Here is a 26,217-nt window from a genome sequence, read left to right on the forward strand (position 1 = left end):
GCGCCCGTGCACCGTTTGCAAGTTCGTTTGAGCGAGCCCCGCCAGCCGGCGGGAACAAACATATAATTGTCGCATAGATACCACGGATTTCCCGGATGCCTACTTTGTACTTCACCGTTCTGTTTGCGATCGCCGTGGTGGCGATGGTCGGCACCAAGCTCTGGCTCGCGTCGCGGCAAATCCGCTTCGTGGCGGCGCACCGCGAACAGGTGCCCGGCCAGTTCGCCGGCACGATTGCATTGACCGCGCACCAGCGCGCCGCCGACTACACCGTCGAACGCACCCGTCTCACCATGATCGAGATCGTCGTAAGCGCGGCTGTGCTGATCGGCTTGACGTTGCTGGGCGGCGTACAGGCGCTCGATCTCGCCATTTCGGACTGGCTCGGCCGCGGCTACCTCGGCCAGATCGGGCTGATCGCCGCCGTGATCGTCGTTACCAGCGTGATCGACCTGCCGTTCGATTACTACCGCCAGTTCGTGATCGAGCAACGCTTCGGCTTCAACCGCATGAGCAAGGGCATTTTCTTCGCCGACCGCATCAAGGGCGCGCTGATCGGCGCCGCGTTTGGCCTGCCGCTGCTGTTCGTGGTGCTGTGGCTGATGAATCAGGCCGGCAGCCTCTGGTGGCTGTGGGCGTGGGTGGTCTGGGTGGTGTTCCAGATGCTCGTGCTGGTGCTGTATCCGTCGTTCATCGCACCGCTTTTCAACAAGTTCGAGCCGCTCAAGGACGAGGCGCTGGTGAACCGCATCGAAGCGCTGATGAAGCGCTGCGGCTTCGCGGCGAAGGGCCTCTTCGTGATGGACGGCAGCCGCCGCTCCGCGCACGGCAACGCGTATTTCACGGGCTTCGGCGCGGCCAAGCGCATCGTGTTCTTCGACACCCTGCTCTCGCGCCTGTCGGGCAACGAGATCGAAGCGGTGCTCGCGCACGAGCTGGGTCACTTCAAACGTCGCCATGTCATCAAGCGAATGATCGTGATTTTTGCCGTCAGCCTCGTGATGCTCGCGCTGCTGGGCTGGCTGATGCAGTGCGTGTGGTTCTACGAAGGGCTCGGTGTGCGGCCGTCGCTGATGGGCGGCAACAGCGGGCTTGCGCTCGTGCTGTTCTTCCTCGCGCTGCCGGTGTTCCTGTTCTTCGTGACGCCGCTCGGCAGTCTCAGCTCGCGCAAGCACGAGTTCGAAGCGGACGCGTTCGCTGCCACCCAGACCGATGCGCAGGACCTCGTCAACGCGCTGGTCAAGCTGTACGAGGACAACGCGTCCACGCTCACGCCCGATCCGCTCTACACCGCGTTCTACTATTCGCATCCGCCGGCCTCACAGCGGATCGACCGTCTGCTGCGCCACGCATGAGCGGCCGTTCGCCGAAGGCGGCACGCGCGGTGTCCAGCACCCGCGTGCACGGCCTCGTGATCGCGGCGCATGGCCGCCACTACCTCGTGGCGCCGGAAGACGGCAGCGCGCCGTTACAGTGTTTCCCGCGCGGCAAGCGCAGCGAAGTCGCGGTGGGCGACAAGGTGATCTACGAGCCCACTTCCGCCGATCAGGGCGTGATCGTTGAAATCGGCGAGCGGCGCAATCTGCTCTACCGCTCGGATCAGTACAAATCCAAGCTATTTGCGGCGAACCTCGATCAGTTGCTGATCGTGCTCGCCACTGAGCCGCATTTCAGCGAAGACCTGCTCGGCCGCGCGCTGGTCGCGGCTGAAGCCAATGAACTCAAGCCGCTGATCGTGTTGAACAAGACCGACGTGGTGGCCGCCTTGCCCGGCGCGCGCGAGCGTCTGGCACGCTACACGGCGCTGGGTTATACGGTCGTCGAACTGTCGATCAAGACCCAGCCGGAGGCGGCGCGCGCCGCACTGGACGACCATCTGCGCGGACATTCGACGTTGCTGCTCGGCCAGTCGGGCATGGGCAAATCGACGCTGGTCAACCTGGTGGTGCCGAACGCCGAGGTGGCAACGCGCGAAATCTCGACTGCGCTCAATAGCGGCCGGCATACGACGACGTTCACCCGGCTTTATCCGTTGCCGGATGGTGGATCGCTGATCGACTCACCTGGCTTCCAGGAATTCGGGCTGCACCATCTCACCGAAGGACGGCTCGAACGGGCGTTCCCTGAGTTCAGACCGTTGCTGCCGAATTGCCGCTTCTATAACTGCCATCACCTGCAGGAACCGGGTTGTGCGATTCTCGAGGCCGTCGCGGACGGCCGCATCGCGCCGGCGCGGCACGCGCTCTACGCACAGCTGGTGCACGAAGCGAGTCAGATCGTCCGTTAATGCGGCGCGCTGCGTTGAGCCGTGCCTCGCGTGATCTGCTCGTGTCTTGCGGAATGGTGCTGCTGGGCCAGCTGTCGCGTCTGTCCCGTCTGTTTTTTCCCGTCCTCTTTATGTGCAACCGGCTTCCCTCATGATGAAACTGATGCGCGCACCGAATCTGCTGATCGGACAGCATTGGGTCAATGTGCTGGCGACGGCCGGCATTGCCTGCGAGTTGCACAACCGCTATCTGAACGGCGCGCTTGGCGAGATTCCGGCGGATCAATGCGCGCCGGAGCTTTGGCTCGTGGATGAGCGCGATGAGGTGATCGCACGCAGACTCATCAACGCGGCGGCGCATGGCCCGGCGGCAGGCACGCCGTCATGGCGCTGTGGTCAATGCGGTGAGACGCTCGAAGCGCAGTTCACCGTGTGCTGGCAATGCGGGACGGCGCGGAATCCGCTGGATGGGTGAGCATGGATGCGGCGCGTTTGGCGATTTCCGATCCGGGCTCAAAAAGAGTAAGGCCGGGATGACCCGGCCTTACTTAGGCAACCTGCTCGACAAGATAGCGTCTAGACGCGCTTCGTGCGCTTTACGCCAGCCACACCGCGATGGTCAGCATCAGCAGCAGGATCATCCACAGGATCACCGCGCGCCACACCAACCCCACCGCTGATTGCAGCGTGCGCGGCGTGCAATCGTCGCCCACCTGCATCGGACCGCCGTCGCCGGTCGCCAATGCATCGAGGCTGGAGGGCTCGGCGAGCGGTCCGCTCAGACGTGCACCCAAGGCGCCGCTGCCCGCCGCGAGCAGCACGCCGTCATTCGTATCGGGCCATTGCCGGGCGTGATTGCGCCACGCGTAGATGGCGTCCTCGAAGTTGCCGACAATCGCAAAACCCAGCGACGTCAACCGCGCCGGCACCCAGTCGATCACGAAGAACGCCCGTTGCGCAAAGCTCGAGAACGCCGGCGTGCGTTCGTCCGTGGGACGCGACCATGCACGCGCCAGATATTCCGCGATGCGGTACAGCACGGCGCCAGCGGGACCGATCGGCACGAGGAACCAGAAGAACACGCCGAACACATGGCGATGCGACGCCACGACCGCGTGGATCAAGGTGTGCCGTACGATTTCGCTGACAGGCATGTCGACCGTATCCAGCCCGGTCCATTCATTGAGGATTTCCCGCGCGCGTGGCACGTCGTCGCTGTTGAGCGCGAGATGGATGTCGGTGAAATAGTGGCTGAACTGGCGAAAACCGAGCGTGAAATAGACCACCACTACGTTCCACAGGAACGCCAGCACGAAGTTGATGTGATAGAGGACGTAGTAGACGAGCGCGACGACGAGGGTCCACGGCAGCACGACCACCAGCCACGCGAGCACGCCGTGCTTGGGCTTGCCGGCGTCGAATCCCAGTGCCGCCGACTCCGCGTGATATTGAAGCAACGCGGACACCGGATTGTTCGGCGATAGTGCGCGCACCTGTTCAATGATCAGAGCCAGCAATACGGAGAAAAAAGTCATGCGATGCGCCGTGCCATTCGAGTTTTACGATTGTTCTATAACGATATCACAGGGTCGGATGCCCGAAGCCTCGCGATGGTTGCAAAGCCGCGACAGCCAATGCCAATGCACGGCGTCTTGACCCTGCGCAGTACATAAGCGGCGGTCGATCCGGCACGCACTCATGCTGCAAGGAAACGATAGAAGTTGCGCAGCATCCCAGCCGTCGCGCCCCAGATGAAGTAATCGCCCTCCTCCGCATCACCGCGTGGGTACGGCATGGCGAAAAAGCGCCGCTCGCCGCCCTCCCAACGGAACACGCGTATCTGATGATGCGCGGGGTCCATCAGAAAGCTCAGGGGCACTTCAAAGATTTCGGCCACCTCGAACGAGTCGGCCTTCACGGTAAAGGGCGGATGCACCAGCGCCACTACCGGCGTCACGCGAAAGCCAGTACCCGTGAGGTAGTCAGGCAACGCGCCGAGCACCTCGACGCGCGCCGGATCGAGGCCCACCTCTTCCTGTGCTTCGCGCAGGGCCGTGGCAGTAGCGTTGGCATCGAAAGGTTCGTGGCGTCCGCCGGGAAAGCTGACCTGGCCGGCGTGATCGTTGAGATGGTCGGCCCGCTGGGTCAACAGGACCGTGATGCCGTCTTCACGCACCGCGAGCGGCACCAGCACGGCGGCCACGCGTGGGTCGGAAAATTCTTTCCAGCGCGGATCTTCGGCTTCCGTCGTCCAGGACAGACGCTGCTCGAAGCGTGCCCGCAAGCCATCTGGCGTCAGACGTGCCGGGGCAACCAATGGCAAATCATCACCCGTCGATTCGACAGGCAGGGTTTCGGGCTGGAAGACGGGTCGGGTCAACGGGACTCTCGTAATTCTCGGAACGAGCTTGCGTGGGACATGTTGCTATTCTGACCCAACAAACAAAAAAGCACCCACAGGGGGTGCTTTTTCTTACAGCTTTTACGCTTGGGAAGCGCGGTCTTTCGAGACCAGCTTTTCCTTGATCCGGGCCGACTTGCCCGAACGGTCGCGCAGGTAGTACAGTTTCGCACGACGCACATCACCGCGACGCTTCACGACGATGCTTGCCAGCAGCGGCGAGTACGTCTGGAACGTACGCTCGACGCCTTCGCCCGACGAAATCTTGCGGACGATGAACGACGAATTCAGACCACGGTTACGCTTGGCGATCACGACGCCTTCGTAAGCCTGAACACGCTTACGCGTACCTTCAACCACGTTCACGCTGACGATCACCGTATCGCCGGGGGCGAATTCGGGGATGGTCTTCTCGCCGAGGGCGCGCGCGATTTCTTCCTGCTCGAGTTTTGCAATCAGATTCATCACTGACTCCTAAGTCCATCATGTCGGCGTTCGTACCTGCCTTGCGCGGCTTTAGTCTGCGCTTCGGCTACGGCCCCGATAGAGGATGGGTTCACATCAGGCACCGTACACGCATGTGCGGCGCCGCCTATTCGCTAGTAACACCGGGGCTTTACGCCTTCGATGCTTCCTTCGCGAGACTTGCAAGCCATGCCTCGTCGGCACGGCTCAACATCTTGTTCTTTCGGGCCTTTTCGATCAGATCGGGCCGCTTGTTCAACGTGTTGCGCAACGCTTCGCGCCGGCGCCACGCCTCGATTTCCGCATGATGGCCACCGAGCAGCACATCGGGCACCCGCACGCCTTCGTATTCTTCCGGGCGGGTGTAATGCGGACAATCCAGCAGCACGTCGACAAAACTGTCCTGCACCGCCGACTGCGAGTCGTTCAGCACGCCAGGCAACTGTCGCACCACGGCGTCCATCAGGGCCATAGCCGGCAATTCACCACCGGACAGCACGAAGTCGCCGAGGCTCACTTCTTCATCCACACAGCGCTCGATGAGACGCTGGTCGATCGCTTCATAGCGGCCGCACAACAAGATCAGGCCGGGCTGCGCGGCGTACTGCATGACCCGTTCGTGATTGAGCGTCGCGCCTTGCGGGGACATCATCACGACACGAGAAGCGGTAATGCCCTGCTGCGCCTGCGCTTCTTTCGCAGCACCGATCGCATCTTCTAGAGGCTTGCCCAGCATGACCATGCCTGGACCGCCGCCATACGGGCGATCGTCGATGGTGCGGTAGTTGTCGGTCGTGAAATCACGCGGATTCCACGTGCGCAAACCGTACCGCGCCTGCTTCGCCGCGCGGCTGGTAATGCCCCAGTCGGTCAGCGCACGAAACATGTCAGGAAAGAGCGTGACGATATCGAACTGCATCGCTCTCTCCCGTTATCGAGCTTGCTTAATAGTCGGCTTCCCAGTCGACGACGATCTGCTTCGCCGCCTGATCTACCGTTTTGACATAGACACCGACGAACGGGATCAAGCGCTCGCCCGTGACCGGCTTACCGTCTTTGCCGGTAGCCGGGTATTCGATGCGCAACACCGAGTGCGCACCGTTGTCGATCATGTCAGCGACCTTGCCGAGTGCGACCCCGGCAACGTTCACGACATCCAGGCCGAGCAAATCGACCCAGTAGAATTCGTCAGCTTCAAGTGCCGGAAAATCACTGCGGCAGATGAACACCCGCGTACCACGCAGCGCGAGCGCCGCGTCGCGGTCAGCCGTGCCGCCCAGATGGGCGACGATGCTGTCGCTGTGTATTTTTGCCTGCAACGCCGGCGCCGAACTACGCTCGTGGCCTTTCATGAGCCACCAGCGCTTCGCGCTCAGCAAGGCGTCGCCACCTCGCCCGGCGTCCGCATGTGCGGCTACCTTGACCCAGCCTTTGAGGCCGTAAGCGTCGACGACTGCGCCCACTTCAACCGCGTCGTCCGGCCAGCTTTCGACCGTTTCGACACGCATTGCGGCGTCACTGGCAGCGGCCTCCAGAGCGTGGCCCGTTGTTTTGGCACGCTCGACCGGCTTGCGGACGAATGCACCAAACGCTGCCTGACTGCGGGGAGCTGCCTTAGCACGCCCTGAACCGCCAGAATCGCGTTCAGACATGAGAAAACCTCAAGGCGAGCTTCGCTGCCAACTTGAACTGATTACTACCGTGCACCGCGCCACTCGAATCCTGCGCAATGCCGCGCCAAACCTGCGCACCAGCTCGGACATGTTGCCCACGCAAAGCGCGCAAGCCGCCCGGGATGCACATGTTCGCGACCATTAAGCGGCCGGTTGCGCCTTTTGCGCTTCCTTCACGAGACGCTCGACCGTCGGCGACAGTTGCGCGCCAACGCCTTGCCAGTACGTCAGGCGGTCTTGAGCGATACGCAGTGCTTCACCCTTCGTTGCTACCGGGTTGTAGAAGCCAACGCGTTCGATGAAGCGGCCGTCACGACGGTTACGCGAATCGGTTGCGACGATGTTGTAGAACGGGCGCTTCTTGGAGCCGCCACGAGCCAAGCGGATGATGACCATTACTAGAATCCTTGAAAACCGGGGTTCGGAACGACTGAAACACGCGATTATAGCGGGAAACTGAAGCCATAACAAACACTTACGGGGATAAACTGACAGCTACGGTTGTGCCGGCCATACAGGCTGGGCGGCCGGGGCCCGTCAAATCGCAGGAATAACCCGATAAAACGCCCATGAAATCTGCCCTGATCGCGTTGTTTCTGCGCTCGCTTAACAGCCTGCCGCGACGCCTGCACCGTGGGTTGCATGACGAGCCATCCCACAAGCGCGACCCTCTCGAACGCCGGCGCAGCGGCCTCGGCGGGTTCCGCCCCCCTATTCTGGCCGTGCTCATGCTGGCGATTGCCCTCCCCGCGTCAGCCGCCCTGCCTGTTGAACGAATCAGGTTACCGCCCGGTTTCCACATCGAGGTGCTCTCGGACGAGGTACCCAGCGTCCGTGAAATGGCGCTCTCCCCCAATGGCATTTTGTACGCAGGCAGCCTCGACGGCCACGTTTACGCGCTGGAGCTGCGCGACGGACGGGTCACGGCGCGCCACGTGATCGCCTCGGGTCTCGACGATCCAGCGGGGGTGGCGTGGCACGACGGCGCGCTCTACGTCTCCGCTGTGTCGCGGATTCTGCGTTACGACGCGATCGACTCGCATCTGAACGACCCGCCCAAGCCCGTCATCATCAACGACAAACTGCCACCAGAACATCACCACGGCTGGAAGTTCATCGCCTTTGGACCGGACGGCAAGCTCTATGTGCCGCAAGGGGCGCCCTGCAACATCTGCAAGCCGGACCCGGACCGCTACGCCATGCTGGGCCGGATGGATCCGGACGGCAGCCATTACGAGACCATCGAGCGCGGCATCCGCAACACGGTGGGCTTTGCCTGGCAGCCGGGCAACCATGAACTCTGGTTCACGGACAATGGCCGCGACCTGCTCGGCGACGACGTCCCGGACGACAAGCTGAACCATGCGCCGCGGGCCGGCATGAATTTCGGCTACCCGTATTGCCACGGCGGCGACACGTCCGATCCTGAGTTCGGCAAGGAACATCCCTGCAGCGACTTCACGCCGCCGGCGGTCAAACTGGGCGCCCACGTCGCTTCGCTCGGCATGCGCTTCTACACGGGTTCCATGTTTCCGTCAGACTACCGCGACAACATTTTCATTGCGGAGCACGGCTCCTGGAACCGCAGTAAAAAGTCCGGCTACCGTGTGGTGCGCATCATCACTAACCCGGACGGCAGCAGCGCGCATCAGGAGGTCTTCGCTCAAGGCTGGTTGATGCCTGACGAAAGCACCTGGGGTCGCCCCGACGACGTGCTGCCTCTGTCAGACGGCTCGCTGCTGATCAGCGACGACTATGCGGGCGCGATTTACCGGGTGACGTACGCGGCGCCTTAATTAGAATCCGGTTCGAGCCTCGCGGAGGAGTTCGGCGAGTGGACGTCTAGGCATCCACGCCGCTTCCGTCATCCAGACCAAATGCCGCCAATCAGCATGCGACGTGGCCGCGCGCCTGCACGCGGCGTAGAATGCGCGTCGTTCCGTGCACACCATGCGCGCCGCTACTTTCGACTGCCTGTCAATCCACTCACGCCCACATGTCCAGCCGCGTTTCGTCGTCCCCACGCTTCAGGTCCAAGACACTCACCGCCGCGCTGGCGTTCTTTTTCGGCAGTCTCGGCGCGCACCGCTTCTATCTGTATGGCCCGCGCGACATCTACGGCTGGGCGCACGTATTTTTCACGCTGCTCGGCATCCCCGGCGTTCTGCTGCTGGTTGCAAGCGAACGCGCGTCGACGCTCGGCTGGGCGTTGGCCGTGCCCGGCGCCATTTCGCTCTTCGCGGCCTTTCTCGCCGCCATCGTCTACGGCCTGCGCCCCGACGAGAAGTGGGACGCGCAATTCAACGCACAAAGCGGGAAGCGCAGCCAGTCGGGCTGGGCGGTCATCTTCGTGGTGATCTTCTCGCTGTTCATTGGCGCGATGCTGCTGATGACCGGCCTCGCCTTGTCGTTCCAGACTTACTTCGAATCACAGGTCGAGGCGGCAAAGGCTCTGTCTCAGTAACAGGCACCCGGCAACGCAAAGACAACGCAGCGACAGCACAGCCACAACCGCGGCCAAAACTAGAACAGATCCAGTTGTGGATTGTCGCGCTCGGCCCGCTTCGGCTCGACGTGCTTAAAGTGCGACATGTCCAGAATGCCGCGGTTACGCTCGTTCAGACCGAGACGCCGCGCTGCCTTATGGAAGCGCTGTTTGAGCAGATCGGCCCACGCGCCTTCGCCCTTCATCCGGGTCGCAAAATTGGCGTCGTAATCCTTGCCGCCGCGCATGTCCCGCACCCTGCTCATCACGCGCTCAGCGCGATCCGGAAAATGGGCTGCCAGCCAGCCTTTGAATAGCGGCGCCACCTCCCACGGCAAACGCAGCACGATATAGCTCGCGCTCTTCGCACCTGCCTCGGCACACGCCTCCAATACCCGTTCCATATCCGGCTCGGTCACGAAGGGAATCACCGGCGCAATGCTCACCCCAACCGGAATGCCTGCTTCGGCGAGCGTGCGGATCGTACGCAGCCGGCGCGTCGGCGTCGCGGCACGCGGCTCGAGCGTGCGTGCAATCTCGGTGTCGAGCGTGGTAATGGTGATCGCCGCCATGAACTGGCCGCGCGCCGCCATCGGCGCGAGGAGATCGAGATCACGTTCGATCAGCGACGATTTGGTAATGGCCGCAAACGGATGATTGCGTTCGCTCAACACCTCGATGACCCGCCGCGTCAGTCGCAAGTCGCGCTCGGCCGGCTGCCACGCGTCCGTATTGACGCCCAGTGCGATGGGCTCAGGCACGTAGGATCGCTTCGATAACTCCTGCGCGAGCAACTCAGGCGCGTTGACCTTGGCGTAAATGCGGCTCTCGAAATCAAGCCCCGGGGACAGGCCCAGATAGCTATGCGTCGGACGCGCAAAACAGTAGATACAGCCGTGCTCGCAACCCCGATAAGGGTTGAGCGACACATTGAATGGAATGTCCGGCGAAGCGTTGCGATTCAGGATGCTTTTGGCCCGCTCTTCAAACACCTGGGTGCGCAGCGCGGGCGGCCCGCCCTCTTCCTCTTCGTGGAGCATCCAGCCGTCGTCGACCACTTCGCGTTGATCGACTTCATAGCGGCCCTGCAGGTTCGTCACCGCGCCGCGCCCTTTGCGGGGCGCGGGCGGGGCGATCGGATATTCGGCGTCGGGATCCATCACGGGAGAAAGGCAAAAGCCACGAGAGACAAGCTCAAACTGAATACTGTATAAATATACAGTATTCGAGCCGTTTGTCGAGACCCGCTTTCAACGCATGACGCAGCGCCTATTCGCCCACGGCGATGGTCAAGGTCTCCTTGATTTCTTCCATCACCACATAACTCTTCGACTGCACCGCGCCCGGCAACTGCAAGAGAATGTCGCCCAGCAGTTTGCGGTAGTCGGCCATCTCACCAATGCGTGCCTTGATCAGGTAGTCGAAATCGCCCGAGACCAGATGGCACTCCAGCACCTCGGGAATCTTCTGCACCTCGCGGCGGAACTGGTCGAACATGTTGCCGCTCTTGTGATCGAGCGTGATCTCGACGAACACCAGCAGCGCCGCACCCAGTTCCGCCGGGTTGACCCGCGCGTGGTAGCCAGTAATGACGCCATCGCGCTCCATGCGCTTCACCCGTTCGATGCAAGGCGTGACCGAGAGCCCCACACGCTCCGCGACGTCTTTCATCGCCATGCGGCCGTCGTCCTGCAACAGCTTGAGAATCTTGTGATCGAGCTTGTCGAGCGCGCGCACCGGTTGACGTTGAGTTCGCATCGTGTTTTTACTGAAAACCTGAGAAATACAATAACAAAACCTACCTGACACTTAATAGTATAGCGGTTAACACTGGGCCAGCCACGCATCGCCTCGTGAATCGAACAAATTCAAATGACGAATTCGATCACGTGAGAAAAGATCCCATGCGCCGCGCCCAAAACCCTTCTGGAGCAGCTATGCGAGTCGTCATTTTGGGCAGTGGTGTCGTCGGGGTGACGAGCGCCTGGTATCTTGCGCGTGCGGGTCACGACGTGACCGTCATTGATCGCGAGCCCGGCCCGGCGCTCGAAACCAGCTTTGCCAACGCCGGCCAGATTTCGCCCGGCTACGCGTCGCCCTGGGCCGCGCCGGGTGTGCCGCTGAAGGCTGTCAAATGGATGTTTCAGAAGCACGCGCCGCTGGCTATCCGGCTAGACGGGACGCAATTCCAGTTGCAGTGGATGTGGCAAATGCTGCAGAACTGCACCTCCGCGCGCTATGCCGTCAACAAAGGCCGCATGGTGCGTCTGGCCGAATACAGCCGTGACTGCATGCAGGCGCTGCGCGCCGACACCGGTATCCAGTACGAGGGCCGTACGGGCGGCACGTTGCAGGTATTCCGTACGCAGCAGCAGTTCGACGGTGCTGCGAAAGACATCGCCGTGCTGAAGGAAGCCAACGTTCCGTTCGAGCTGCTCTCCGCCAGCGAACTGGCGCGTGCCGAGCCGGCGCTCGCTGCTACGTCGCACAAGCTGACGGGCGGTTTGCGCCTGCCGGGCGATGAAACCGGCGACTGCCAGATCTTCACTACCCGTCTTGCGGCAATGGCCGAAGAAATCGGTGTGAAATTCCGCTATAACACGCCCATCGATTCGCTCCAGATGGCGGGCGGCCGGATCGCCGGCGTGCAGTGCGGCAACGAGACGGTGCGCGCGGACGCATTCGTCGTGGCACTGGGCTCGTATTCGACGAAGTTCCTCGATGGAATCGTCAAGATTCCGGTCTATCCGTTGAAGGGCTATTCGATTACCGCGCCGATCGTCAATGCAGCCGCCGCGCCGGTGTCGACGGTGCTCGACGAAACGTACAAGATCGCGATCACGCGCTTCGACGATCGCATCCGTGTGGGCGGCATGGCCGAGATCGTGGGCTTCGACAAGTCGCTGCGTCAGGCGCGTCGCGAAACGCTCGAAATGTGCGTGAACGATCTGTTCCCCGGTGGCGGCGACACCTCGAAGGCTAGCTTCTGGACCGGTCTGCGGCCCATGACGCCGGACGGCACGCCCATCGTTGGTCGCACGCCTGTGTCGAATCTGTTCCTGAACACGGGGCACGGCACGCTTGGCTGGACCATGTCGTGCGGCTCGGGGCAACTGCTCGCGGATCTGATCTCGGGCAAGCAAACCGCGATTCGCTCGGACGATCTGTCGGTGCATCGTTATCTCGGCGACGCGCAAGGCTCGGGGCGTCCGGCCTACGCTTAAGAGAGCGCCTGAGGTGATCTAGCGAGGCGGCCTTTCGTTAGTGCTTTAGACAAGCAGCCACGTAAAACAAAAAGGGCACTGGATCCACGATCCAGTGCCCTTTTCCTTTACCGCATGGCGCCGTTCTACAGCGCCAGCCAGATCAACCCAGTTCGCCCACCAGTTCTGGCACGACCGTAAACAGATCGCCCACCAGACCGTAATCGGCCACGCTGAAAATCGGCGCTTCCGGATCCTTGTTGATGGCCACGATCACCTTCGAATCCTTCATGCCGGCCAGATGCTGGATCGCGCCCGAGATGCCTACAGCAACGTACAGTTGCGGCGCGACGATCTTGCCCGTCTGCCCCACCTGATAGTCGTTCGGCACGAAACCGGCGTCCACTGCGGCGCGCGACGCGCCGAGTGCTGCGTTCAGCTTGTCGGCGAGCGGCTCGAGCACCTTCGTGTAGTTCTCGCCGCTGCCCAGACCACGACCGCCCGAGACGATGATCGACGCCGAGGTCAGTTCCGGACGGTCCAGCTTCGTCACTTCACGGCTGACGAACTGCGACAGACCGCTGTCCGCCGCTGCTGCGATCTTTTCGACCGCCGCGCTGCCGCCTTCTGCTGCAACCGGATCGAAGCCCGTCGAACGCACCGTGATGACCTTGATCGGATCAGCCGATTGCACGGTCGCGATGGCGTTGCCCGCGTAGATGGGACGCTCGAACGTATCCGCCGAATCCACTGCCGTAATGTCGCTGATCTGCGCGACGTCGAGCTTCGCGGCAATACGCGGCGCGATGTTCTTGCCGTAGGCCGTTGCCGGCGCGAGGATGTGCGAATAGTCCTTCGCCATGTTCAGCACGGTGGCTTCGACGTTTTCCGCGAGGCCCGCTTCGAGTTGCGGCGCATCGGCCAGCAGCACCTTCGTCACGCCTGCAATCTTCGCCGCTGCATCCGCTGCGGCCTGGGCGTTGTGACCGGCCACCAGCACGTGGATATCACCGCCAATCTTCTGCGCCGCTGCAACCGTGTTCAGCGTGGCTGCCTTGATCGACGCGTTGTCGTGTTCTGCAATTACCAGATTCGTCATTTGCTCTGTCTCCCTCTCACAGCACCTTGGCTTCGGTCTTCAGCTTCTCGACCAGCGTCTTCACGTCCGGCACCTTCACACCGGCGGAGCGCTTGGGCGGCTCGACGACCTTGAGCGTCTTCAGGCGCGGCGTGACATCCACGCCGAGGTCTGCCGGCTTGATCGTTTCCAGCGGCTTCTTTTTCGCCTTCATGATGTTCGGCAGCGTCACATAACGCGGCTCGTTCAGGCGCAGGTCGGTGGTGACCACGGCCGGAAGGGTCAGCGAGAGCGTTTCCGCGCCACCGTCCACTTCGCGGGACACGGTTGCCTTGCCGTCAGCCACGACGACCTTAGATGCAAACGTGGCTTGCGGCAGATTCGCCAGCGCAGCCAGCATCTGACCGGTCTGGTTCGAATCGTCGTCAATGGCCTGCTTGCCGAGGATGACCAGCGACGGCTGTTCCTTGTCCACCAGCGCCTTCAGCAGCTTGGCGACGGCCAGCGGCTGCAGGTCTTCCGAGGATTCGATGAGGATGGCGCGGTCCGCGCCGATGGCCAGCGCCGTGCGCAGCGTTTCCTGCGACTGCGTGACACCCGCCGACACGGCGATCACTTCGGTCGCTACGCCCGCTTCCTTCAGACGCACCGCTTCTTCCACGGCGATTTCGTCGAACGGGTTCATCGACATCTTGACGTTGGCAATGTCGACACCCGTGTTGTCCGATTTCACACGGACCTTGACGTTGTAATCGACCACTCTCTTGACTGGCACCAGGATTTTCATGCACACGCTCCAAAGTTACGAATACGTCAACCCAACGGACATTATAACGACAGCCTCTCCGTGGTCGGCCCGTGGGTTGGATGACTGCGAGGATAGCGCTCCTCAGCGGCGTGACAGCAATTACGAACGGTCGTTCTATTTTAATCCCGAAAAAACTTCGGCGGCAAGCCTGATGGCTGACCGGCAACTCTAATTCTTGCTGCACGTCCCACGCGCACGGGCTACCCGCACCATAACGGGCATCCCGGCGCGTTCCAACCTGCCGTGGTGAGCGCCTTGTGGGCGCCCCGCCTACTTATGGCTCAAGCGTCGCACAAGCCAGTCGCCAAATGACTGCACGAGTTGGACAAAGACGATCAGGATCAACACCACGGTCCACATGACGGTGGGCTCGTAACGCTGATAGCCATAGCGAATGCCCAGATCACCGAGGCCGCCGCCGCCAATCGCACCCGCCATCGCCGAGTAGCCCACCAGCGAGACGAAGGTGATCGTCAGACCGGCCACGACACCCGGCCACGATTCAGGCAGCAACACCTTGAAGACGATCTGGCTGGTCGTGGCGCCCATTGCCTGAGCCGCTTCGATCAGCCCGCGATCCACCTCGCGTAGCGCCGTCTCGACGAGCCGCGCAATGAACGGCGCGGCGGAAATGGTCAGCGGCACGACTGCGGCTGCCGTACCAATGGACGAACCCACTACCAGCCGCGTAAAGGGAATGACCGCGACCAGCAGGATGATGAACGGCGTCGAACGGACCGCGTTGATCACGACGCCCATCGTACGATTGAAGCCGACGTTCTGCAGCACGCCCTGACGGTCCGTCAGATACAGCAGCACCCCGAGCGGCAGACCCACCAGCGCGCCAACCACACCGGAGATGCCCACCATGACGAGGGTCTCCCAGAACGACTGCACGAACATATCGAGCATGTCACTCAACATAAGCCATCTCCTCCACCACCACACCCTGTTCGCGCAGGAACGCCAGCGCGTTTGCCACATTTGCAGGTTCGCCGGCCGCCAGCACCGCGAGCGAGCCGAACGCCTGCCCCTGAATCTCGTCGATCTGGCCGTGCAGGATGTTGAAGTCCAGTTCGTAGCGGCGAATTGTCTCCGAGAGGATCGGTTGATCGACGCCCGAGCCCGTAAAGGCAAGACGCAGCAGATGTCCGCTGCCCGTCTTCAGCCGCTCGGCGACGCGCGCTTTCATGGCGGGCGGCAGTTCCTGCGCGATCACGTCGCCAATCAACGCACGTGTGACTTCGTGATGCGGTTGCAGGAACACGTCGATGACCTTGCCGTGTTCGACGACACGGCCCGCATCCAGAACCGCAACGCGATCGCAGACCTGCTTGATCACATCCATCTGGTGCGTGATCAGGACGATGGTGAGACCGAGTTCGCGATTGATGCGCTTGAGCAGATCGAGAATGGCGCGGGTGGTTTCGGGATCGAGCGCGGAGGTGGCCTCGTCGGAGAGCAGCACCTTGGGTTTGCTGGCGAGCGCGCGGGCAATCCCGACGCGCTGCTTCTGACCACCGCTGATCTGCGCTGGATAGCGGTCTTTCTGCGCGGACAGGCCGACCAGATCGAGCAGCGGCAGCACATTGGCCTCGATCTCATCGCGCTTCATGCCGGCCAGTTCGAGCGGCAGCGCAACGTTCTCATACACCGTGCGCGACGACAGCAGATTGAAGTGCTGAAAGATCATGCCGATCTCGCGCCGTGCTTCGCGCAGTTGCGCGGCAGAGAGCGTGGTCAGATCGCGCCCGTTCACGACGATGTTGCCTTCCGTGGGACGCGTGAGCAGGTTGATGGTGCGCACCAGCGTGCTTTTGCCCGCGCCGCTGCGTCCGATGATGCCGAACACTTCGCCGGCGGGAATCGACAGGTTGACGTTGTGCAACGCCTCGACCCAGCCTCGTGGCCCGGCAAAGCGCTGGGAGATGTTACGAATTTCGATCATGGAAAAGCGAAACGGCGGGGCTGCCAATGAGCGCCATGCGCTCCGGACCAGCGGCCGCCGCAATTTTGAAATGGGATTTGAGCCGCGATTCTACCGCAGCGTTATCATTCTCTTTAATAATCAATTCCGATTTTTTCATAACCACAGGGAATTAGAGGACCGCTCGCATGAGCGTCGCTCGCGTCTTCAATGTCAGCGCGACTATGATCGGGCGGACACAACTACGACAATGGTGCGATGGAGACAACGGACCACAACAACCTGCGTTCGGCGGCTGCCGCAAGCGCCCGCGGCAGCGCGCCGAACTATGACGTAACAAGTGCGTCGCCCGCGTCGCGGCTCGATCCGCAACCTGCGACGATGACGAGTACCCGCACGCGCGATGGCCTCGAATTACCGCTGTATCGCTGGCCAGCTTCGGGCACGTTGCGGGCACGCGTTGCACTGTTACACGGCCTCGCGGAGCACGCCGGCCGCTACTCAGCCCTCGCGCAGCGCTTGAACGCAGTGGGTATCGAATTGCTCGCCATTGATCTGCGCGGTCACGGGCGCGCACCCGGCAAACGCGTGTGGATCGATCGATTCGACGACCATCTGCTCGATGCAGAGGCCCTGCTCGGCGCCACCATCCACGGTAACGCCGACGAAGCTGCGCGCAAGGTGCCGTTGTTCCTGATGGGCCACAGCATGGGTGGGGCGATTGCCGCGCTGTTCGCGGTCGAACGGCTCGCCAGCAGCGACCATGCACTCGCGGGGCTGATCCTGTCGAGTCCAGCGCTCGCACCCGGTCGTGACGTGCCGCGCTGGATGCTGACCATGAGTCAGGTCATCAGCCGCGTGTGGCCCGGCTTTCCCGCCATGAAAATCGACGCGGCGCTGCTCTCGCGCGATCCCGCCATCGTCGAAGCGAATCGCAACGATCCGCTGGTGCATCACGGCGCGATTCCGGCGCGTACCGGCGCGGAAATCCTGCTGGCCATGACGCGCATCGAACGCGGGCGGACCGCGTTGCGCGTGCCCCTGCTGGTGTATCACGGCACCGCGGACAAACTCACGGAACCCGAGGGTAGCCGCGAGTTCGGCGCGCACGCCGGTTCACCCGACAAGACGCTCACCCTGCACGACGGGAGTTATCACGAGACGATGAACGACCTCGAACGCGAGCAGGTTATTGGAGAGTTGATTGCGTGGATTCAGGCGCGGAGTGGGTAAGCGCGTGCGCCCTGTTCACTCACGCCAGTCCGGCGGCCGCTTGTCGATGAACGCCTGCACGCCTTCGAGCGCCGTTGCGTCCATCATGTTGCAGGCCATCGTCTGTCCGGCCAGTTGGTACGCCGCTTCGACGCCCATCTCCAGTTGCCGGTAGAACAGCCCCTTGCCGGCACGCACCGCTTCGACCGGCTTCGCGCAGATGCTCGCCGCCAGCGAAGCCACCGCGGCGTCGAGTTCTTCAGGCGGCGCCACGCGGTTGATGAGCCCCTGCTGTCGCGCCTCGTGCGCGTCGATGAACTCGCCCGTCAACAGCATCTCCATCGCCGCCTTACGCGACAGATTGCGCGACAGCGGCACGGCCGGCGTCGCGCAAAACAATCCCAGGTTGATGCCGGATACCGCGAAGCGTGCCGAATCAGCGGCCACAGCCAGATCGCACATGGCGACGAGCTGGCAACCCGCGGCGGCGGCGACACCGTGCACGCGCGCGATCACCGGCTGGGGCAGGCGCTGGATCGTCATCATCAGCTTCGAGCAGCGTGCGAACAGCGCGCGGTAATACTCGAGCGAGGGTGACGCGCGCATTTCCTTCAGGTCGTGACCGGCGCAAAAGGCACGCCCCGCTCCAGCAATCACCACGACCCTGGCATCCGTGTCAGCCAGCGCGGCCAGCTGCGTCTGCAAGGCGTCGAGCAATGCTTCGGACAACGCGTTAAACGCCTCCGGCCGGTTCATGGTCAGACACCCGACGCCGCGCACGCCATACGCATCATGCGTGAGCTCGATCAAGGGAACGTTGCTTGGCGCATTCGCTGAAGCAGGAGCTGGCTGGTTCGCGTTCATTAAACTCACCTGACGTCAAATCCCGGCTAGCGCCCGCACATGCGCAACTGCGCTACGACCGAGCGCCGAGAGGTTATAACCGCCTTCCAGGCAACTGACGATGCGTCCTTGCGCGTAGCGATCGGCGATCTCGCGAATCTGTCCGGTCAGCCACGTGTAATCGTCTTCGACCAGACCCATGTTGCCGAGATCGTCCTCACGATGCGCATCGAAACCCGCCGAGACGAAGATCATCTCCGGCTTGAACGCGTGCAGGCGTGGCAGCCAGATCATGTCGACGGCCTCGCGCACTTCCATGCCTTTCGTGCGCGCCGGCATCGGCAAGTTGACCATGTTCGCAGCCTGATGCTCCGCGCCGCTAAACGGATAAAACGGATGCTGGAAGAAGCTGCACATCAGCACACGCGAATCGCCGGAAAAGGCGGCCTCGGTGCCGTTGCCATGATGGACATCGAAGTCGACGATCGCGACCCGTTGCAGACCATGCGCCTCGAGCGCGTGACGCGCGGCGATGGCGACGTTGTTGAAGAAACAGAAGCCCATCGCCCGCGCCGGTTCGGCATGGTGGCCGGGTGGGCGCACGCTGCAGAAGGCATTGTCGTAACGCCCCTCGATCACCGCGTCCGTTGCGGCCACGGCCGCACCTACGGCGCGCAGCGCGGCCTGCCAGGTGTGCGGGTTCATCGACGTGTCGGGGTCGATCTCCGCGTAGCCCTCCTCGGGCGAACGGCTGCGGATATAGTCGACGTGCGCCTGGGTATGCACGCGCAGCAGCGCGCTTTCGTCGGCAAGCGGCGGCGATTCGCGTTCGATCAGCGCGTCGATGCGGCTGGCAATCAGTTGATCTTCGATGGCCTGCAGGCGCGCCGGGCATTCGGGATGCCACTGCCCCATCTCGTGAAGCAGACAATCTGCGTGGGAATAAAAAGCCGTTGCCATGATTCTCTTCTGCGGCACACCGTGCGAGCAGCGCGCGGCGTGTCTGAGTCTCCGTCCAAAGGGCACGCCCATGCGGCGCACCCAACACCATCAAGTTACCACACGATGCGCCCGTGACGCGCTGCGTGCAAGGTTCTGCACCGTTTGCGCAGATAGGCTCGGGTATACTGCCCCGTAACTTTTCTCCCCCTGCACTCTTTGCACTGCGCTCCCAGCACTATGACCGTCAAGCTTGCTCTGCCCGCACGAACCCGGCTCCGCACCCAGACCGTAGCGGGCGTTCTGTCCGTTGCGTGGTGCGTGTTTGCGGCGGCCACGCCGGCCGAGGCACAAACCGGCGCGCCCAAGGCCCCGCTGCTGCTGGCACAGGCTCAGCCGCAACAACCGGTTCCTGCGGGACAGACGTTCGAAGAAGAGATCATTCCGCAGCGCTACGCGAACAATCCGGACGTGGACGGGTTCATCAACGACATGGTCGCGCGCTACGATTTCGATCCCGCTGCGCTGCATGCGCTGTTCGCACGGGTGAGCTATTCGCAGACCGCCGTGAAGCTCGTCACGCCGTCGCCCACGCCGTCCATCAAGAACTGGCGCGTGTATCAGGCGCGCTTCCTCGACCCGGTGCGCATCAATGCGGGCGTGCGCTTCTGGCGTAACAACGCGGCGACGCTGCAGCGTGCGTACGAGCAGTTCGGTGTGCCGCCGGAAGTGGTAGTAGGCATCATCGGCGTGGAGACCATCTATGGCCGGTTCATGGGTAATTTCCGTGTGCTCGATGCGCTCACCACGCTCGCCTTCGATTACCCGAACACGCCTAACCGGGCCGAGCGCGAGCAGACCTTCCGCAAGAATCTCGAAGACTATCTGGTGTGGACGCGCGACTCGCAGATCGACCCGTCAACGGTGCTCGGTTCGTACACGGGCGCCATTGGCATTCCGCAGTTTTTGCCCAGCAGCATCGTGCAATACGCGATCTCTTACGATGGCAACAAGCAGATCGATCTGCGCACCAACCAGGCCGATGCCATTGGCAGCGTGGCCAATTATCTGAAGCAGAACGGTTGGGAAAATGGCCGGCCGGTGGTGTGGAATATCGGTTCGGACGCGGGCAGCATCGGCATTGCCCAGGCTGCTGCAGATGGCCAACCCGAGCCGCATTGGGCGCTCGAACAACTGTTGCGCGCCGGCATGCTGCTGAACGCACCGGGCGTGGATACGACGGCGGAAGCGGGGACACCCGTGACGATCGTCGATTTGCCCTCGCCCGGACTGCCCACCGAATACAAGCTGGGTTTGAAGAACTTCTATGTGCTGACGCGCTATAACCGCAGCTTCTTCTATGCGCTCGCGGTGTATCAACTCGGTCAGCAGGTGAAGGCGCAGATGATCGCGCAAGGCAATCTGGACAGCAACGGTGTGCCGCTCGGCGTCCAGACTGATTCGGCGCCGGCGCTCATGCCGACGCCGCCGCAGATGGGTGCGCCGGGATCAGCGCAGATGCAGGCGCCAGCGGCCGCGCCTGCTCAAGCACCGATGCGCATGCAAGCGCCCGCTCAAACTCAACCGCCTATGCAGATGCAAGCACCTGCGCCTATGCAGGCGCCAGCAGCACCGGACGACTCGCAGTAAGCGTCTTGCACACCTGGCGGCGCCGGCTCTAGCGGGCTGCCAGGTTCATCACTGGCTCACCGCCGTCTCTCCGCCGTTTCTACTCTGTCGTTACGCTGGAAACACGCCCGTAGACAGATAGCGGTCACCGCGATCACAGACCACGAACACGATGGTCGCATTCTCCACCTGACGCGCAATCCGCAGCGCCACTTCGCATGCGCCCGCAGCGGAGATACCGCAGAAAATCCCTTCGACTGCGGCCATGCGGCGCGCCATTGCTTCCGACGCCGCCTGGCTCACGCTTTCCACGCGATCGACACGGCTGCGATCGAAAATCTTCGGCAGATAAGCTTCGGGCCACTTACGGATGCCCGGAATGCGCGAGCCCTCTTCAGGCTGCGCACCGATGATTTCGATGGCCTGGTTCTGTTCCTTCAGATACTGCGAAACCCCCATGATAGTGCCGGTAGTGCCCATTGCCGAGACGAAGTGCGTGATGCGCCCTTCCGTGTCGCGCCAGATCTCCGGGCCAGTGGTTTCGTAGTGCGCGAGCGGATTGTCAGGATTGGCGAACTGATCGAGGATGATGCCCTTGCCTTCGCGCTGCATCTGCTCGGCAAGATCGCGCGCGTATTCCATGCCGCCCGTCAGCGGTGTGAGCACGATTTGCGCGCCATACGCGGCCATGCTCTGACGGCGCTCGACAGACAGATCCTCAGGCATCAGCAGCACCATCTTGTAGCCACGCACGGCCGCTGCCATAGCCAGCGCAATGCCCGTGTTGCCGCTGGTCGCTTCGATGAGCGTGTCGCCCGGCTTGATGCGGCCACGCGCTTCGGCTTTTGCGATCATCGACAGTGCCGGCCGATCCTTCACCGAGCCCGCCGGATTGTTGCCCTCGAGCTTGCCAAGAATCACGTTGTTGCGGCTGCGGATCTCGTCATCAGGCAAGCGGACGAGTTGAACGAGCGGCGTATTGCCGATCGTGTCTTCAATAGTTTTGTAAGCCATAGGGTGTGCGGTACTGTCGATGTGCAGAGACTGCAATCCAACGATTCTAAACCACCGTGCCTAAGCGTGCCCAACGGTGGCCATAGCGCGGTAGGCAAGTGCTCATGGGAATGCATCGCCCAACACAAAAAGCCCGCGGCTGAGTACCGCGGGAGCCAGTCATCTGCATGACGGCTGAAGGAGCGTTGGGTGCCGACTCCAACCTGAAGGGTGTTCGGGTTGCGGCGGTTCGGCCGGGACGCGCGCGTATCAGATAGACACGCTGCTGGCGCCCGAACGCGCACCGCCGCCGTATGCTATTTCTTCACCACCACCGTGGCATTGCCTTTCTGCGCATTGGCCGCCGCGGTCGTAGTGGGCGTGGCTTTGGTCTGCGCAGAAGCCGCAGCCTGCGCCCCAGCAGCAGAGCCAGCCGGACCGACAGCAAGACCTTCCGCCTGCAGCCGCTCGACCGTATGGCCGCCCATGCCCTTGACGCGTTTGCTGAGGTCGGTGGTGTCCTTGAACGGTCCGTGCGCGTCGCGCTCGTCCAGAATCGCTTTGGCTTTGGCCGGACCAATGCCTTTGATGCCGCGCAGCGCTGCTTCATTCGCCGTGTTGACGTCGACAGCCGCGTAGGCGTGACCGAACGCGGCGAGCATTGCCGCGGTAACCATGATTTTTCGCAACATGATGGAATCTCCCTCTTACTACCTGCCGGTGACGACCACCGGCCAGGAGATGCCAGTTTAGAGAGGTCTGCGAATGATTTATAGCTGGCCGAATAGCCAACGTACGTAGCGATCGACGCCTTCCTGCACACTCAAAAACGGCGCGTCGTAGCCGGCCGATCGCAGTTTGGTGAGATCCGCCTGCGTGAAGCACTGATACTTGCCGCGCAACGGATCGGGAAACGGGATGTACTCGATCAGCCCGCGCTGCACCTGCTCGGCGAGCGACAGCGGCGCCTCATTGTTCAAGGCACGCAGCGTGTTGACCACCGTGGTGGCGATGTCGTTGAACGGCTGCGCACGACCGCTGCCCAGATTGAAAATGCCCGAGCGTTCCGGGTGATCGAAGAAATGCAGGTTCACCTTCACCACGTCTTCAACGGAAACAAAGTCGCGCGTCTGCTCACCCGCCGCGTAGCCGTTGTACTCGCCGAACAGCTTGACCTTGCCCTCGGCGCGGAACTGGTTGAAGTTGTGGAACGCCACGGACGCCATGCGCGCCTTGTGCGTCTCGCGCGGACCGTACACGTTGAAATAGCGGAAGCCGGCAATCTGGCTCTTCGCGTCCGGCAACACGCGGCGAATCACCTGGTCGAACAGGAACTTCGAATAGCCGTAGACGTTCAGCGGCTGTTCCACTTCGCGCTCTTCGACGAAGCGGCTCGAACCGCCATACGTGGCCGCTGACGACGCATACAGAAACTGCGCACCCTGCGCGAGACATGCGTCGAGCACGGCGCGGCTGTAGCGGAAGTTGTTGTCCATCATGTAGCGGCCGTCGGTTTCCATCGTGTCCGAACAGGCGCCTTCGTGGAACACTGCGCGCACCTTGCCGAAATCGCCACGCGCGAAACGCTCGACGAATTCGGTCTTGTCGAGATAGTCGTCGATCTCGCAATCCACCAGATTTTTAAACTTGTCGGCGCGCGTGAGGTTGTCGACAGCGATGATGCGTTGCTCACCACGCTCGTTGAGCGCCTTCACGAGATTGCTGCCGATAAAGCCGGCCGCGCCGGTGACGATGAGAGTCATGGTCGTCCTGCGGAAATGAGGTTCACGGGGGCGTGCCGCGCGCGCTGAAAGAAGCACGCGACGGGGCATGCCGCGTTAGAGAAAGAGTTCGTCGTAATCGACGGTGGCCGTGCCGAGCTTGCCGACCACGATGCCCGCGGCGCGATTGGCCAGTGCAACGGCGTCGACGAGCGACAGACCCGCGCCGAGCATCACGGCGAGCGTGGCGATGACGGTGTCGCCCGCACCCGAGACATCATACACTTCGCGCGCCACGGCCGAAGCGTGCAGGATGCCGTCGTCCGAGAAGAGCGTCATGCCCTCTTCGGAGCGCGTCAGCAAGAGCGCCTTGAATTCGAGTTCGGCGCGCAGTTTGGCCACGCGCGCTTTCAGATCGTCTTCCGACTTCCACTGCCCCACCACCTCGCGCAACTCGGCGCGGTTCGGTGTGATGAGCGTGGCGCCACGATAGCGTTCCCAGTCGTCGCCCTTCGGGTCGACCAGCACGGGCTTGCCTGCCGCGTGAGCCTTGGCGATCATCTTCGTGACGTGCGTCAGGCCGCCTTTGGCGTAGTCCGACATCAGGATCACGTCGTGCGCCGGCAACAGTTCATCGAAGCGCGCAAGACCGGCGAGCAGCACTTCGTGCGTAGGCGTGTTTTCGAAATCGACGCGCAGCAACTGCTGCTGACGCGACAGCACGCGCAGCTTGATGGTAGTCAGCAGCGAAGGATCGCGTTCGAGATGCGGTGCCACGTTGCTTTCGCCGAGCAACTGCACGATGCGCTCGCCCGGCTCGTCCTTGCCGACCACACACAACAGTCCCGCCTGCGCACCCAGGGCCACGGCGTTGCGTGCGACGTTGGCGGCGCCGCCCAGACGGTCTTCCTGTTTCTGCACGTGCACGACGGGCACCGGTGCTTCGGGCGAGATACGGTTGACGTCACCGAACCAGTAGCGATCGAGCATCACATCGCCGACCACCAGCACGCGTGAGCCCGCGAGCCGCTCGCGCGGAACCGTACCCACTTCGGGTACGGAGACGGTTTCGGTCAAGGAATCAGACATCGGCTGGGAATTCGGAAGGTTGGGCATAGGGACGTCCAATCGAGTGGTAATCAATGCCCAGTTCGGACATCGTTTCCGGCTCGTACAGATTGCGGCCATCAAAGATCAGCGGCGACTTCAACACGGATTTGAGGTGCTCGAAATCCGGGCTCTTGAATTCCTTCCACTCAGTGACGACCACCAGCGCATCGGCCCCCGTGAGCGTCTCGTCCTGGGTGCCGGTGAAATGCAGGCGTGCCAGCCGCTCTGGCGTGTCGTGCAGGTCGAGTGCGAATACACGGCGCGCCTCGGTGATCGCGACCGGATCGTAAGCCTGCACTTGAGCGCCGCGCGCCAGCAACTCGGCAATGATGCGGCGGCTCGGCGCTTCGCGCATGTCGTCGGTATTCGGCTTGAAAGCGAGGCCCCACACAGCGAATGTGCGGCCGCTCAGATCGTCGCCGAGCGCGCTCGTGATCTTGCCGACCAGCACTTCTTTCTGCTCGTTGTTCACCGCTTCCACAGCTTCGAGAATGCGCAGATTGTGGCCGCTCTCGCTGGCCGTGCGCACCAGCGCCTGCACGTCCTTCGGGAAGCACGAGCCGCCATAGCCGCAACCCGCGTACAAAAAGTGATAGCCGATGCGCGGGTCCGAACCAATGCCGCGGCGCACCGCTTCGATGTCCGCGCCGACGCGGTCTGCCAGATTCGCCATTTCGTTCATGAAGGAAATGCGCGTGGCCAGCATGGCGTTCGCCGCGTACTTGGTGAACTCCGCCGAGCGCACGTCCATGTAAAGCGTGCGCTCGTGATTGCGGTTGAACGGCGCATACAGACGCTTCATCAGTTCGCGTGCGCGCAGACCCGCTTCGTCTTCGTCGCTGCCGAGCACGATGCGATCCGGGCGCATGAAATCGTCGACTGCCGCCCCTTCCTTGAGGAATTCTGGATTCGATACTACCGAGAAGCCGTGCTGGTCACTGTTGGCGAGACCGCGTTTGCCGAGCTCTTCCTCGATCACCGCGCGCACACGCTGCGCCGTGCCAACCGGGACCGTCGACTTGTCGACGATCACCTTGAAGCTGTTCATGGTGCGGCCAATGTTGCGCGCCGCTTCCAGCACGTATTGCAGGTCCGCCGAACCGTCTTCATCGGGCGGCGTGCCGACCGCGATGAACTGCACTTCGCCGTGCGCGACGCTCGCCTCGACATCCGTCGAAAACGTAATGCGGCGTGCATGACGGGTACGCGCGATGATCTCCTGGAGGCCCGGCTCGTGAATCGGCACGCCGCCGTTGTTCAGGATTTCGATCTTGCGCGGATCAACGTCCAGACAGAAGACGTCATGACCGATTTCTGCGAGACACGCGCCAGTGACGAGGCCGACATAGCCCGTGCCGATAATGGTGATTTTCATACGCGTTCCGGTTATGGGTTCCGGTGAGAGTTTCCGGTGATGTATCCAGCGCTGACTGCCGGCCCGACTCGCGCTTTCCTGTGCACTGA

Annotated in this window: 27 protein-coding genes; 8 read left to right on the top strand and 19 right to left on the bottom strand. The window is 62.4% G+C overall.

Annotated elements, in window-relative coordinates; all coding sequences use genetic code 11:
- The first annotated feature begins 95 nt into the window (after positions 1 to 95).
- From D0B32_RS17220 to D0B32_RS17230, 3 genes are all read left to right on the top strand, one after another.
- A complete protein-coding gene (locus D0B32_RS17220; protein ID WP_117335182.1) occupies positions 96 to 1,355 on the top strand; it encodes a M48 family metallopeptidase in 1,260 nt (419 codons plus the stop codon).
- Positions 1,352 to 2,287, top strand: a complete 936-nt coding sequence (gene rsgA, locus D0B32_RS17225) for a ribosome small subunit-dependent GTPase A (protein WP_117335183.1) — start codon at positions 1,352 to 1,354, stop codon at positions 2,285 to 2,287. The genes D0B32_RS17220 and rsgA overlap by 4 nt, the downstream gene beginning before the upstream one ends.
- A 133-nt stretch (positions 2,288 to 2,420) precedes the next feature.
- Positions 2,421 to 2,741: a putative signal transducing protein gene (locus D0B32_RS17230; protein ID WP_117335402.1), complete on the top strand. Its 321-nt coding sequence runs from the start codon at positions 2,421 to 2,423 to the stop codon at positions 2,739 to 2,741.
- 121 nt (positions 2,742 to 2,862) lie between these two features.
- On the opposite strand, the gene D0B32_RS17235 is transcribed toward D0B32_RS17230, so the two are convergent.
- The 6 genes from D0B32_RS17235 to rpsP form a co-directional block, all read right to left on the bottom strand.
- Positions 2,863 to 3,801 (bottom strand): CobD/CbiB family protein, encoded by a 939-nt coding sequence (locus D0B32_RS17235; protein ID WP_117335184.1) that lies wholly within the window; start codon positions 3,799 to 3,801, stop codon positions 2,863 to 2,865.
- A gap of 161 nt (positions 3,802 to 3,962) precedes the next feature.
- Positions 3,963 to 4,646 (bottom strand): CoA pyrophosphatase, encoded by a 684-nt coding sequence (locus D0B32_RS17240; protein ID WP_117335185.1) that lies wholly within the window; start codon positions 4,644 to 4,646, stop codon positions 3,963 to 3,965.
- A 102-nt stretch (positions 4,647 to 4,748) separates the two neighbouring features.
- Positions 4,749 to 5,132 carry a 50S ribosomal protein L19 gene (gene rplS, locus D0B32_RS17245; protein ID WP_117335186.1) on the bottom strand — a complete coding sequence of 128 codons (384 nt, stop codon included), beginning with the start codon at positions 5,130 to 5,132 and terminating at the stop codon, positions 4,749 to 4,751.
- 151 nt (positions 5,133 to 5,283) lie between these two features.
- Positions 5,284 to 6,051 carry a tRNA (guanosine(37)-N1)-methyltransferase TrmD gene (gene trmD / locus D0B32_RS17250; protein WP_117335187.1) on the bottom strand — a complete coding sequence of 256 codons (768 nt, stop codon included), beginning with the start codon at positions 6,049 to 6,051 and terminating at the stop codon, positions 5,284 to 5,286.
- 25 nt (positions 6,052 to 6,076) lie between these two features.
- Positions 6,077 to 6,784: a ribosome maturation factor RimM gene (gene rimM, locus D0B32_RS17255; protein WP_117335188.1), complete on the bottom strand. Its 708-nt coding sequence runs from the start codon at positions 6,782 to 6,784 to the stop codon at positions 6,077 to 6,079.
- Positions 6,785 to 6,946: 162 nt separating this feature from the next.
- Positions 6,947 to 7,201: a 30S ribosomal protein S16 gene (gene rpsP, locus D0B32_RS17260; protein ID WP_025600315.1), complete on the bottom strand. Its 255-nt coding sequence runs from the start codon at positions 7,199 to 7,201 to the stop codon at positions 6,947 to 6,949.
- Between the two features lie 332 nt (positions 7,202 to 7,533).
- Here rpsP and D0B32_RS17265 point away from each other — a divergent pair, with 332 nt between their 5' ends.
- Both D0B32_RS17265 and D0B32_RS17270 read left to right on the top strand, forming a co-directional pair.
- Positions 7,534 to 8,601, top strand: coding sequence for a sorbosone dehydrogenase family protein (locus D0B32_RS17265; RefSeq protein WP_181969842.1), 1,068 nt, complete (start codon positions 7,534 to 7,536; stop codon positions 8,599 to 8,601).
- A gap of 200 nt (positions 8,602 to 8,801) precedes the next feature.
- Positions 8,802 to 9,269: an NINE protein gene (locus D0B32_RS17270; RefSeq protein ID WP_117335190.1), complete on the top strand. Its 468-nt coding sequence runs from the start codon at positions 8,802 to 8,804 to the stop codon at positions 9,267 to 9,269.
- A 59-nt stretch (positions 9,270 to 9,328) separates the two neighbouring features.
- On the opposite strand, the gene D0B32_RS17275 is transcribed toward D0B32_RS17270, so the two are convergent.
- Both D0B32_RS17275 and D0B32_RS17280 read right to left on the bottom strand, forming a co-directional pair.
- A complete protein-coding gene (locus tag D0B32_RS17275; RefSeq protein ID WP_117335191.1) occupies positions 9,329 to 10,450 on the bottom strand; it encodes a PA0069 family radical SAM protein in 1,122 nt (373 codons plus the stop codon).
- A gap of 109 nt (positions 10,451 to 10,559) precedes the next feature.
- Positions 10,560 to 11,048, bottom strand: a complete 489-nt coding sequence (locus tag D0B32_RS17280) for an Lrp/AsnC ligand binding domain-containing protein (protein ID WP_117335192.1) — start codon at positions 11,046 to 11,048, stop codon at positions 10,560 to 10,562.
- Positions 11,049 to 11,179: 131 nt separating this feature from the next.
- On the opposite strand from D0B32_RS17280, the gene D0B32_RS17285 reads away from it, so the two are divergent.
- Positions 11,180 to 12,514 (top strand): D-amino acid dehydrogenase, encoded by a 1,335-nt coding sequence (locus D0B32_RS17285; RefSeq protein ID WP_404935560.1) that lies wholly within the window; start codon positions 11,180 to 11,182, stop codon positions 12,512 to 12,514.
- 142 nt (positions 12,515 to 12,656) lie between these two features.
- Here D0B32_RS17285 and D0B32_RS17290 read toward each other — a convergent pair whose 3' ends face one another.
- The 4 genes from D0B32_RS17290 to D0B32_RS17305 form a co-directional block, all read right to left on the bottom strand.
- Positions 12,657 to 13,592 (bottom strand): electron transfer flavoprotein subunit alpha/FixB family protein, encoded by a 936-nt coding sequence (locus D0B32_RS17290; protein WP_117335194.1) that lies wholly within the window; start codon positions 13,590 to 13,592, stop codon positions 12,657 to 12,659.
- Between the two features lie 16 nt (positions 13,593 to 13,608).
- Entirely contained in the window at positions 13,609 to 14,358 is a 750-nt protein-coding gene (locus D0B32_RS17295; protein ID WP_117335195.1) for an electron transfer flavoprotein subunit beta/FixA family protein, read from the bottom strand.
- A gap of 291 nt (positions 14,359 to 14,649) precedes the next feature.
- Positions 14,650 to 15,303 (bottom strand): methionine ABC transporter permease, encoded by a 654-nt coding sequence (locus D0B32_RS17300; protein ID WP_117335196.1) that lies wholly within the window; start codon positions 15,301 to 15,303, stop codon positions 14,650 to 14,652.
- Positions 15,293 to 16,327 (bottom strand): methionine ABC transporter ATP-binding protein, encoded by a 1,035-nt coding sequence (locus D0B32_RS17305; RefSeq protein ID WP_117335197.1) that lies wholly within the window; start codon positions 16,325 to 16,327, stop codon positions 15,293 to 15,295. The genes D0B32_RS17300 and D0B32_RS17305 overlap by 11 nt, the downstream gene beginning before the upstream one ends.
- Positions 16,328 to 16,687: 360 nt before the next feature.
- Between D0B32_RS17305 and D0B32_RS17310 the strand changes: the two genes are divergently transcribed.
- Positions 16,688 to 17,539 (top strand): alpha/beta hydrolase, encoded by an 852-nt coding sequence (locus tag D0B32_RS17310; protein ID WP_117335404.1) that lies wholly within the window; start codon positions 16,688 to 16,690, stop codon positions 17,537 to 17,539.
- Positions 17,540 to 17,554: 15 nt separating this feature from the next.
- On the opposite strand, the gene D0B32_RS17315 is transcribed toward D0B32_RS17310, so the two are convergent.
- Positions 17,555 to 18,382 carry an enoyl-CoA hydratase gene (locus D0B32_RS17315; protein WP_117335198.1) on the bottom strand — a complete coding sequence of 276 codons (828 nt, stop codon included), beginning with the start codon at positions 18,380 to 18,382 and terminating at the stop codon, positions 17,555 to 17,557.
- A gap of 15 nt (positions 18,383 to 18,397) precedes the next feature.
- On the bottom strand, positions 18,398 to 19,321 hold the full coding sequence (locus D0B32_RS17320; RefSeq protein WP_117335406.1) for a histone deacetylase family protein: 924 nt from the start codon (positions 19,319 to 19,321) through the stop codon (positions 18,398 to 18,400).
- A 219-nt stretch (positions 19,322 to 19,540) separates the two neighbouring features.
- On the opposite strand from D0B32_RS17320, the gene mltB reads away from it, so the two are divergent.
- The gene (gene mltB / locus D0B32_RS17325) at positions 19,541 to 20,950 is read left to right on the top strand and encodes a lytic murein transglycosylase B (RefSeq protein ID WP_259295034.1); all 1,410 of its coding nucleotides are present in this window, start codon (positions 19,541 to 19,543) and stop codon (positions 20,948 to 20,950) included.
- Positions 20,951 to 21,040: 90 nt separating this feature from the next.
- Here the strand turns inward: mltB and cysM are convergent, their stop codons facing one another.
- From cysM to D0B32_RS17350, 5 genes are all read right to left on the bottom strand, one after another.
- Positions 21,041 to 21,943: a cysteine synthase CysM gene (gene cysM, locus D0B32_RS17330; protein ID WP_117335199.1), complete on the bottom strand. Its 903-nt coding sequence runs from the start codon at positions 21,941 to 21,943 to the stop codon at positions 21,041 to 21,043.
- A gap of 296 nt (positions 21,944 to 22,239) precedes the next feature.
- Positions 22,240 to 22,614: a helix-hairpin-helix domain-containing protein gene (locus D0B32_RS17335; protein ID WP_117335200.1), complete on the bottom strand. Its 375-nt coding sequence runs from the start codon at positions 22,612 to 22,614 to the stop codon at positions 22,240 to 22,242.
- 78 nt (positions 22,615 to 22,692) lie between these two features.
- Positions 22,693 to 23,685 carry an ADP-glyceromanno-heptose 6-epimerase gene (rfaD, locus tag D0B32_RS17340; RefSeq protein ID WP_117335201.1) on the bottom strand — a complete coding sequence of 331 codons (993 nt, stop codon included), beginning with the start codon at positions 23,683 to 23,685 and terminating at the stop codon, positions 22,693 to 22,695.
- Positions 23,686 to 23,760: 75 nt separating this feature from the next.
- Complete coding sequence (gene rfaE1 / locus D0B32_RS17345) at positions 23,761 to 24,759, bottom strand: D-glycero-beta-D-manno-heptose-7-phosphate kinase (RefSeq protein WP_117335202.1); 999 nt, start codon at positions 24,757 to 24,759, stop codon at positions 23,761 to 23,763.
- Positions 24,725 to 26,128, bottom strand: coding sequence for a UDP-glucose/GDP-mannose dehydrogenase family protein (locus D0B32_RS17350; RefSeq protein ID WP_117335203.1), 1,404 nt, complete (start codon positions 26,126 to 26,128; stop codon positions 24,725 to 24,727). The genes rfaE1 and D0B32_RS17350 overlap by 35 nt, the downstream gene beginning before the upstream one ends.
- Positions 26,129 to 26,217 lie beyond the last annotated feature (89 nt).

The organism is Paraburkholderia sp. DHOC27, from assembly GCF_003429005.1.
In the GTDB taxonomy this organism is placed as follows: Bacteria; Pseudomonadota; Gammaproteobacteria; order Burkholderiales; family Burkholderiaceae; genus Paraburkholderia.

Excerpts from the sequence above, each read along its gene's own strand:
- D0B32_RS17280 (WP_117335192.1), bottom strand. The coding sequence starts at position 11,048 with ATGCGAACTCAACGTCAACCGGTGCGCGCGCTCGACAAGCTCGATCAC.
- D0B32_RS17220 (WP_117335182.1), top strand. The coding sequence starts at position 96 with ATGCCTACTTTGTACTTCACCGTTCTGTTTGCGATCGCCGTGGTGGCG.
- D0B32_RS17350 (WP_117335203.1), bottom strand. The coding sequence starts at position 26,128 with ATGAAAATCACCATTATCGGCACGGGCTATGTCGGCCTCGTCACTGGC.
- D0B32_RS17265 (WP_181969842.1), top strand. The coding sequence starts at position 7,534 with ATGCTGGCGATTGCCCTCCCCGCGTCAGCCGCCCTGCCTGTTGAACGA.
- rsgA (WP_117335183.1), top strand. The coding sequence starts at position 1,352 with ATGAGCGGCCGTTCGCCGAAGGCGGCACGCGCGGTGTCCAGCACCCGC.
- D0B32_RS17310 (WP_117335404.1), top strand. The coding sequence starts at position 16,688 with ATGACGAGTACCCGCACGCGCGATGGCCTCGAATTACCGCTGTATCGC.
- D0B32_RS17270 (WP_117335190.1), top strand. The coding sequence starts at position 8,802 with ATGTCCAGCCGCGTTTCGTCGTCCCCACGCTTCAGGTCCAAGACACTC.
- rfaE1 (WP_117335202.1), bottom strand. The coding sequence starts at position 24,759 with ATGCCCAACCTTCCGAATTCCCAGCCGATGTCTGATTCCTTGACCGAA.
- D0B32_RS17300 (WP_117335196.1), bottom strand. The coding sequence starts at position 15,303 with ATGTTGAGTGACATGCTCGATATGTTCGTGCAGTCGTTCTGGGAGACC.
- D0B32_RS17315 (WP_117335198.1), bottom strand. The coding sequence starts at position 18,382 with ATGAACGCGAACCAGCCAGCTCCTGCTTCAGCGAATGCGCCAAGCAAC.
- rfaD (WP_117335201.1), bottom strand. The coding sequence starts at position 23,685 with ATGACTCTCATCGTCACCGGCGCGGCCGGCTTTATCGGCAGCAATCTC.
- cysM (WP_117335199.1), bottom strand. The coding sequence starts at position 21,943 with ATGGCTTACAAAACTATTGAAGACACGATCGGCAATACGCCGCTCGTT.
- rplS (WP_117335186.1), bottom strand. The coding sequence starts at position 5,132 with ATGAATCTGATTGCAAAACTCGAGCAGGAAGAAATCGCGCGCGCCCTC.
- D0B32_RS17275 (WP_117335191.1), bottom strand. The coding sequence starts at position 10,450 with ATGGATCCCGACGCCGAATATCCGATCGCCCCGCCCGCGCCCCGCAAA.
- trmD (WP_117335187.1), bottom strand. The coding sequence starts at position 6,051 with ATGCAGTTCGATATCGTCACGCTCTTTCCTGACATGTTTCGTGCGCTG.
- D0B32_RS17305 (WP_117335197.1), bottom strand. The coding sequence starts at position 16,327 with ATGATCGAAATTCGTAACATCTCCCAGCGCTTTGCCGGGCCACGAGGC.
- D0B32_RS17295 (WP_117335195.1), bottom strand. The coding sequence starts at position 14,358 with ATGAAAATCCTGGTGCCAGTCAAGAGAGTGGTCGATTACAACGTCAAG.
- D0B32_RS17320 (WP_117335406.1), bottom strand. The coding sequence starts at position 19,321 with ATGGCAACGGCTTTTTATTCCCACGCAGATTGTCTGCTTCACGAGATG.
- D0B32_RS17335 (WP_117335200.1), bottom strand. The coding sequence starts at position 22,614 with ATGTTGCGAAAAATCATGGTTACCGCGGCAATGCTCGCCGCGTTCGGT.
- rpsP (WP_025600315.1), bottom strand. The coding sequence starts at position 7,201 with ATGGTCATCATCCGCTTGGCTCGTGGCGGCTCCAAGAAGCGCCCGTTC.
- D0B32_RS17235 (WP_117335184.1), bottom strand. The coding sequence starts at position 3,801 with ATGACTTTTTTCTCCGTATTGCTGGCTCTGATCATTGAACAGGTGCGC.
- rimM (WP_117335188.1), bottom strand. The coding sequence starts at position 6,784 with ATGTCTGAACGCGATTCTGGCGGTTCAGGGCGTGCTAAGGCAGCTCCC.
- D0B32_RS17290 (WP_117335194.1), bottom strand. The coding sequence starts at position 13,592 with ATGACGAATCTGGTAATTGCAGAACACGACAACGCGTCGATCAAGGCA.
- mltB (WP_259295034.1), top strand. The coding sequence starts at position 19,541 with ATGACCGTCAAGCTTGCTCTGCCCGCACGAACCCGGCTCCGCACCCAG.
- D0B32_RS17230 (WP_117335402.1), top strand. The coding sequence starts at position 2,421 with ATGAAACTGATGCGCGCACCGAATCTGCTGATCGGACAGCATTGGGTC.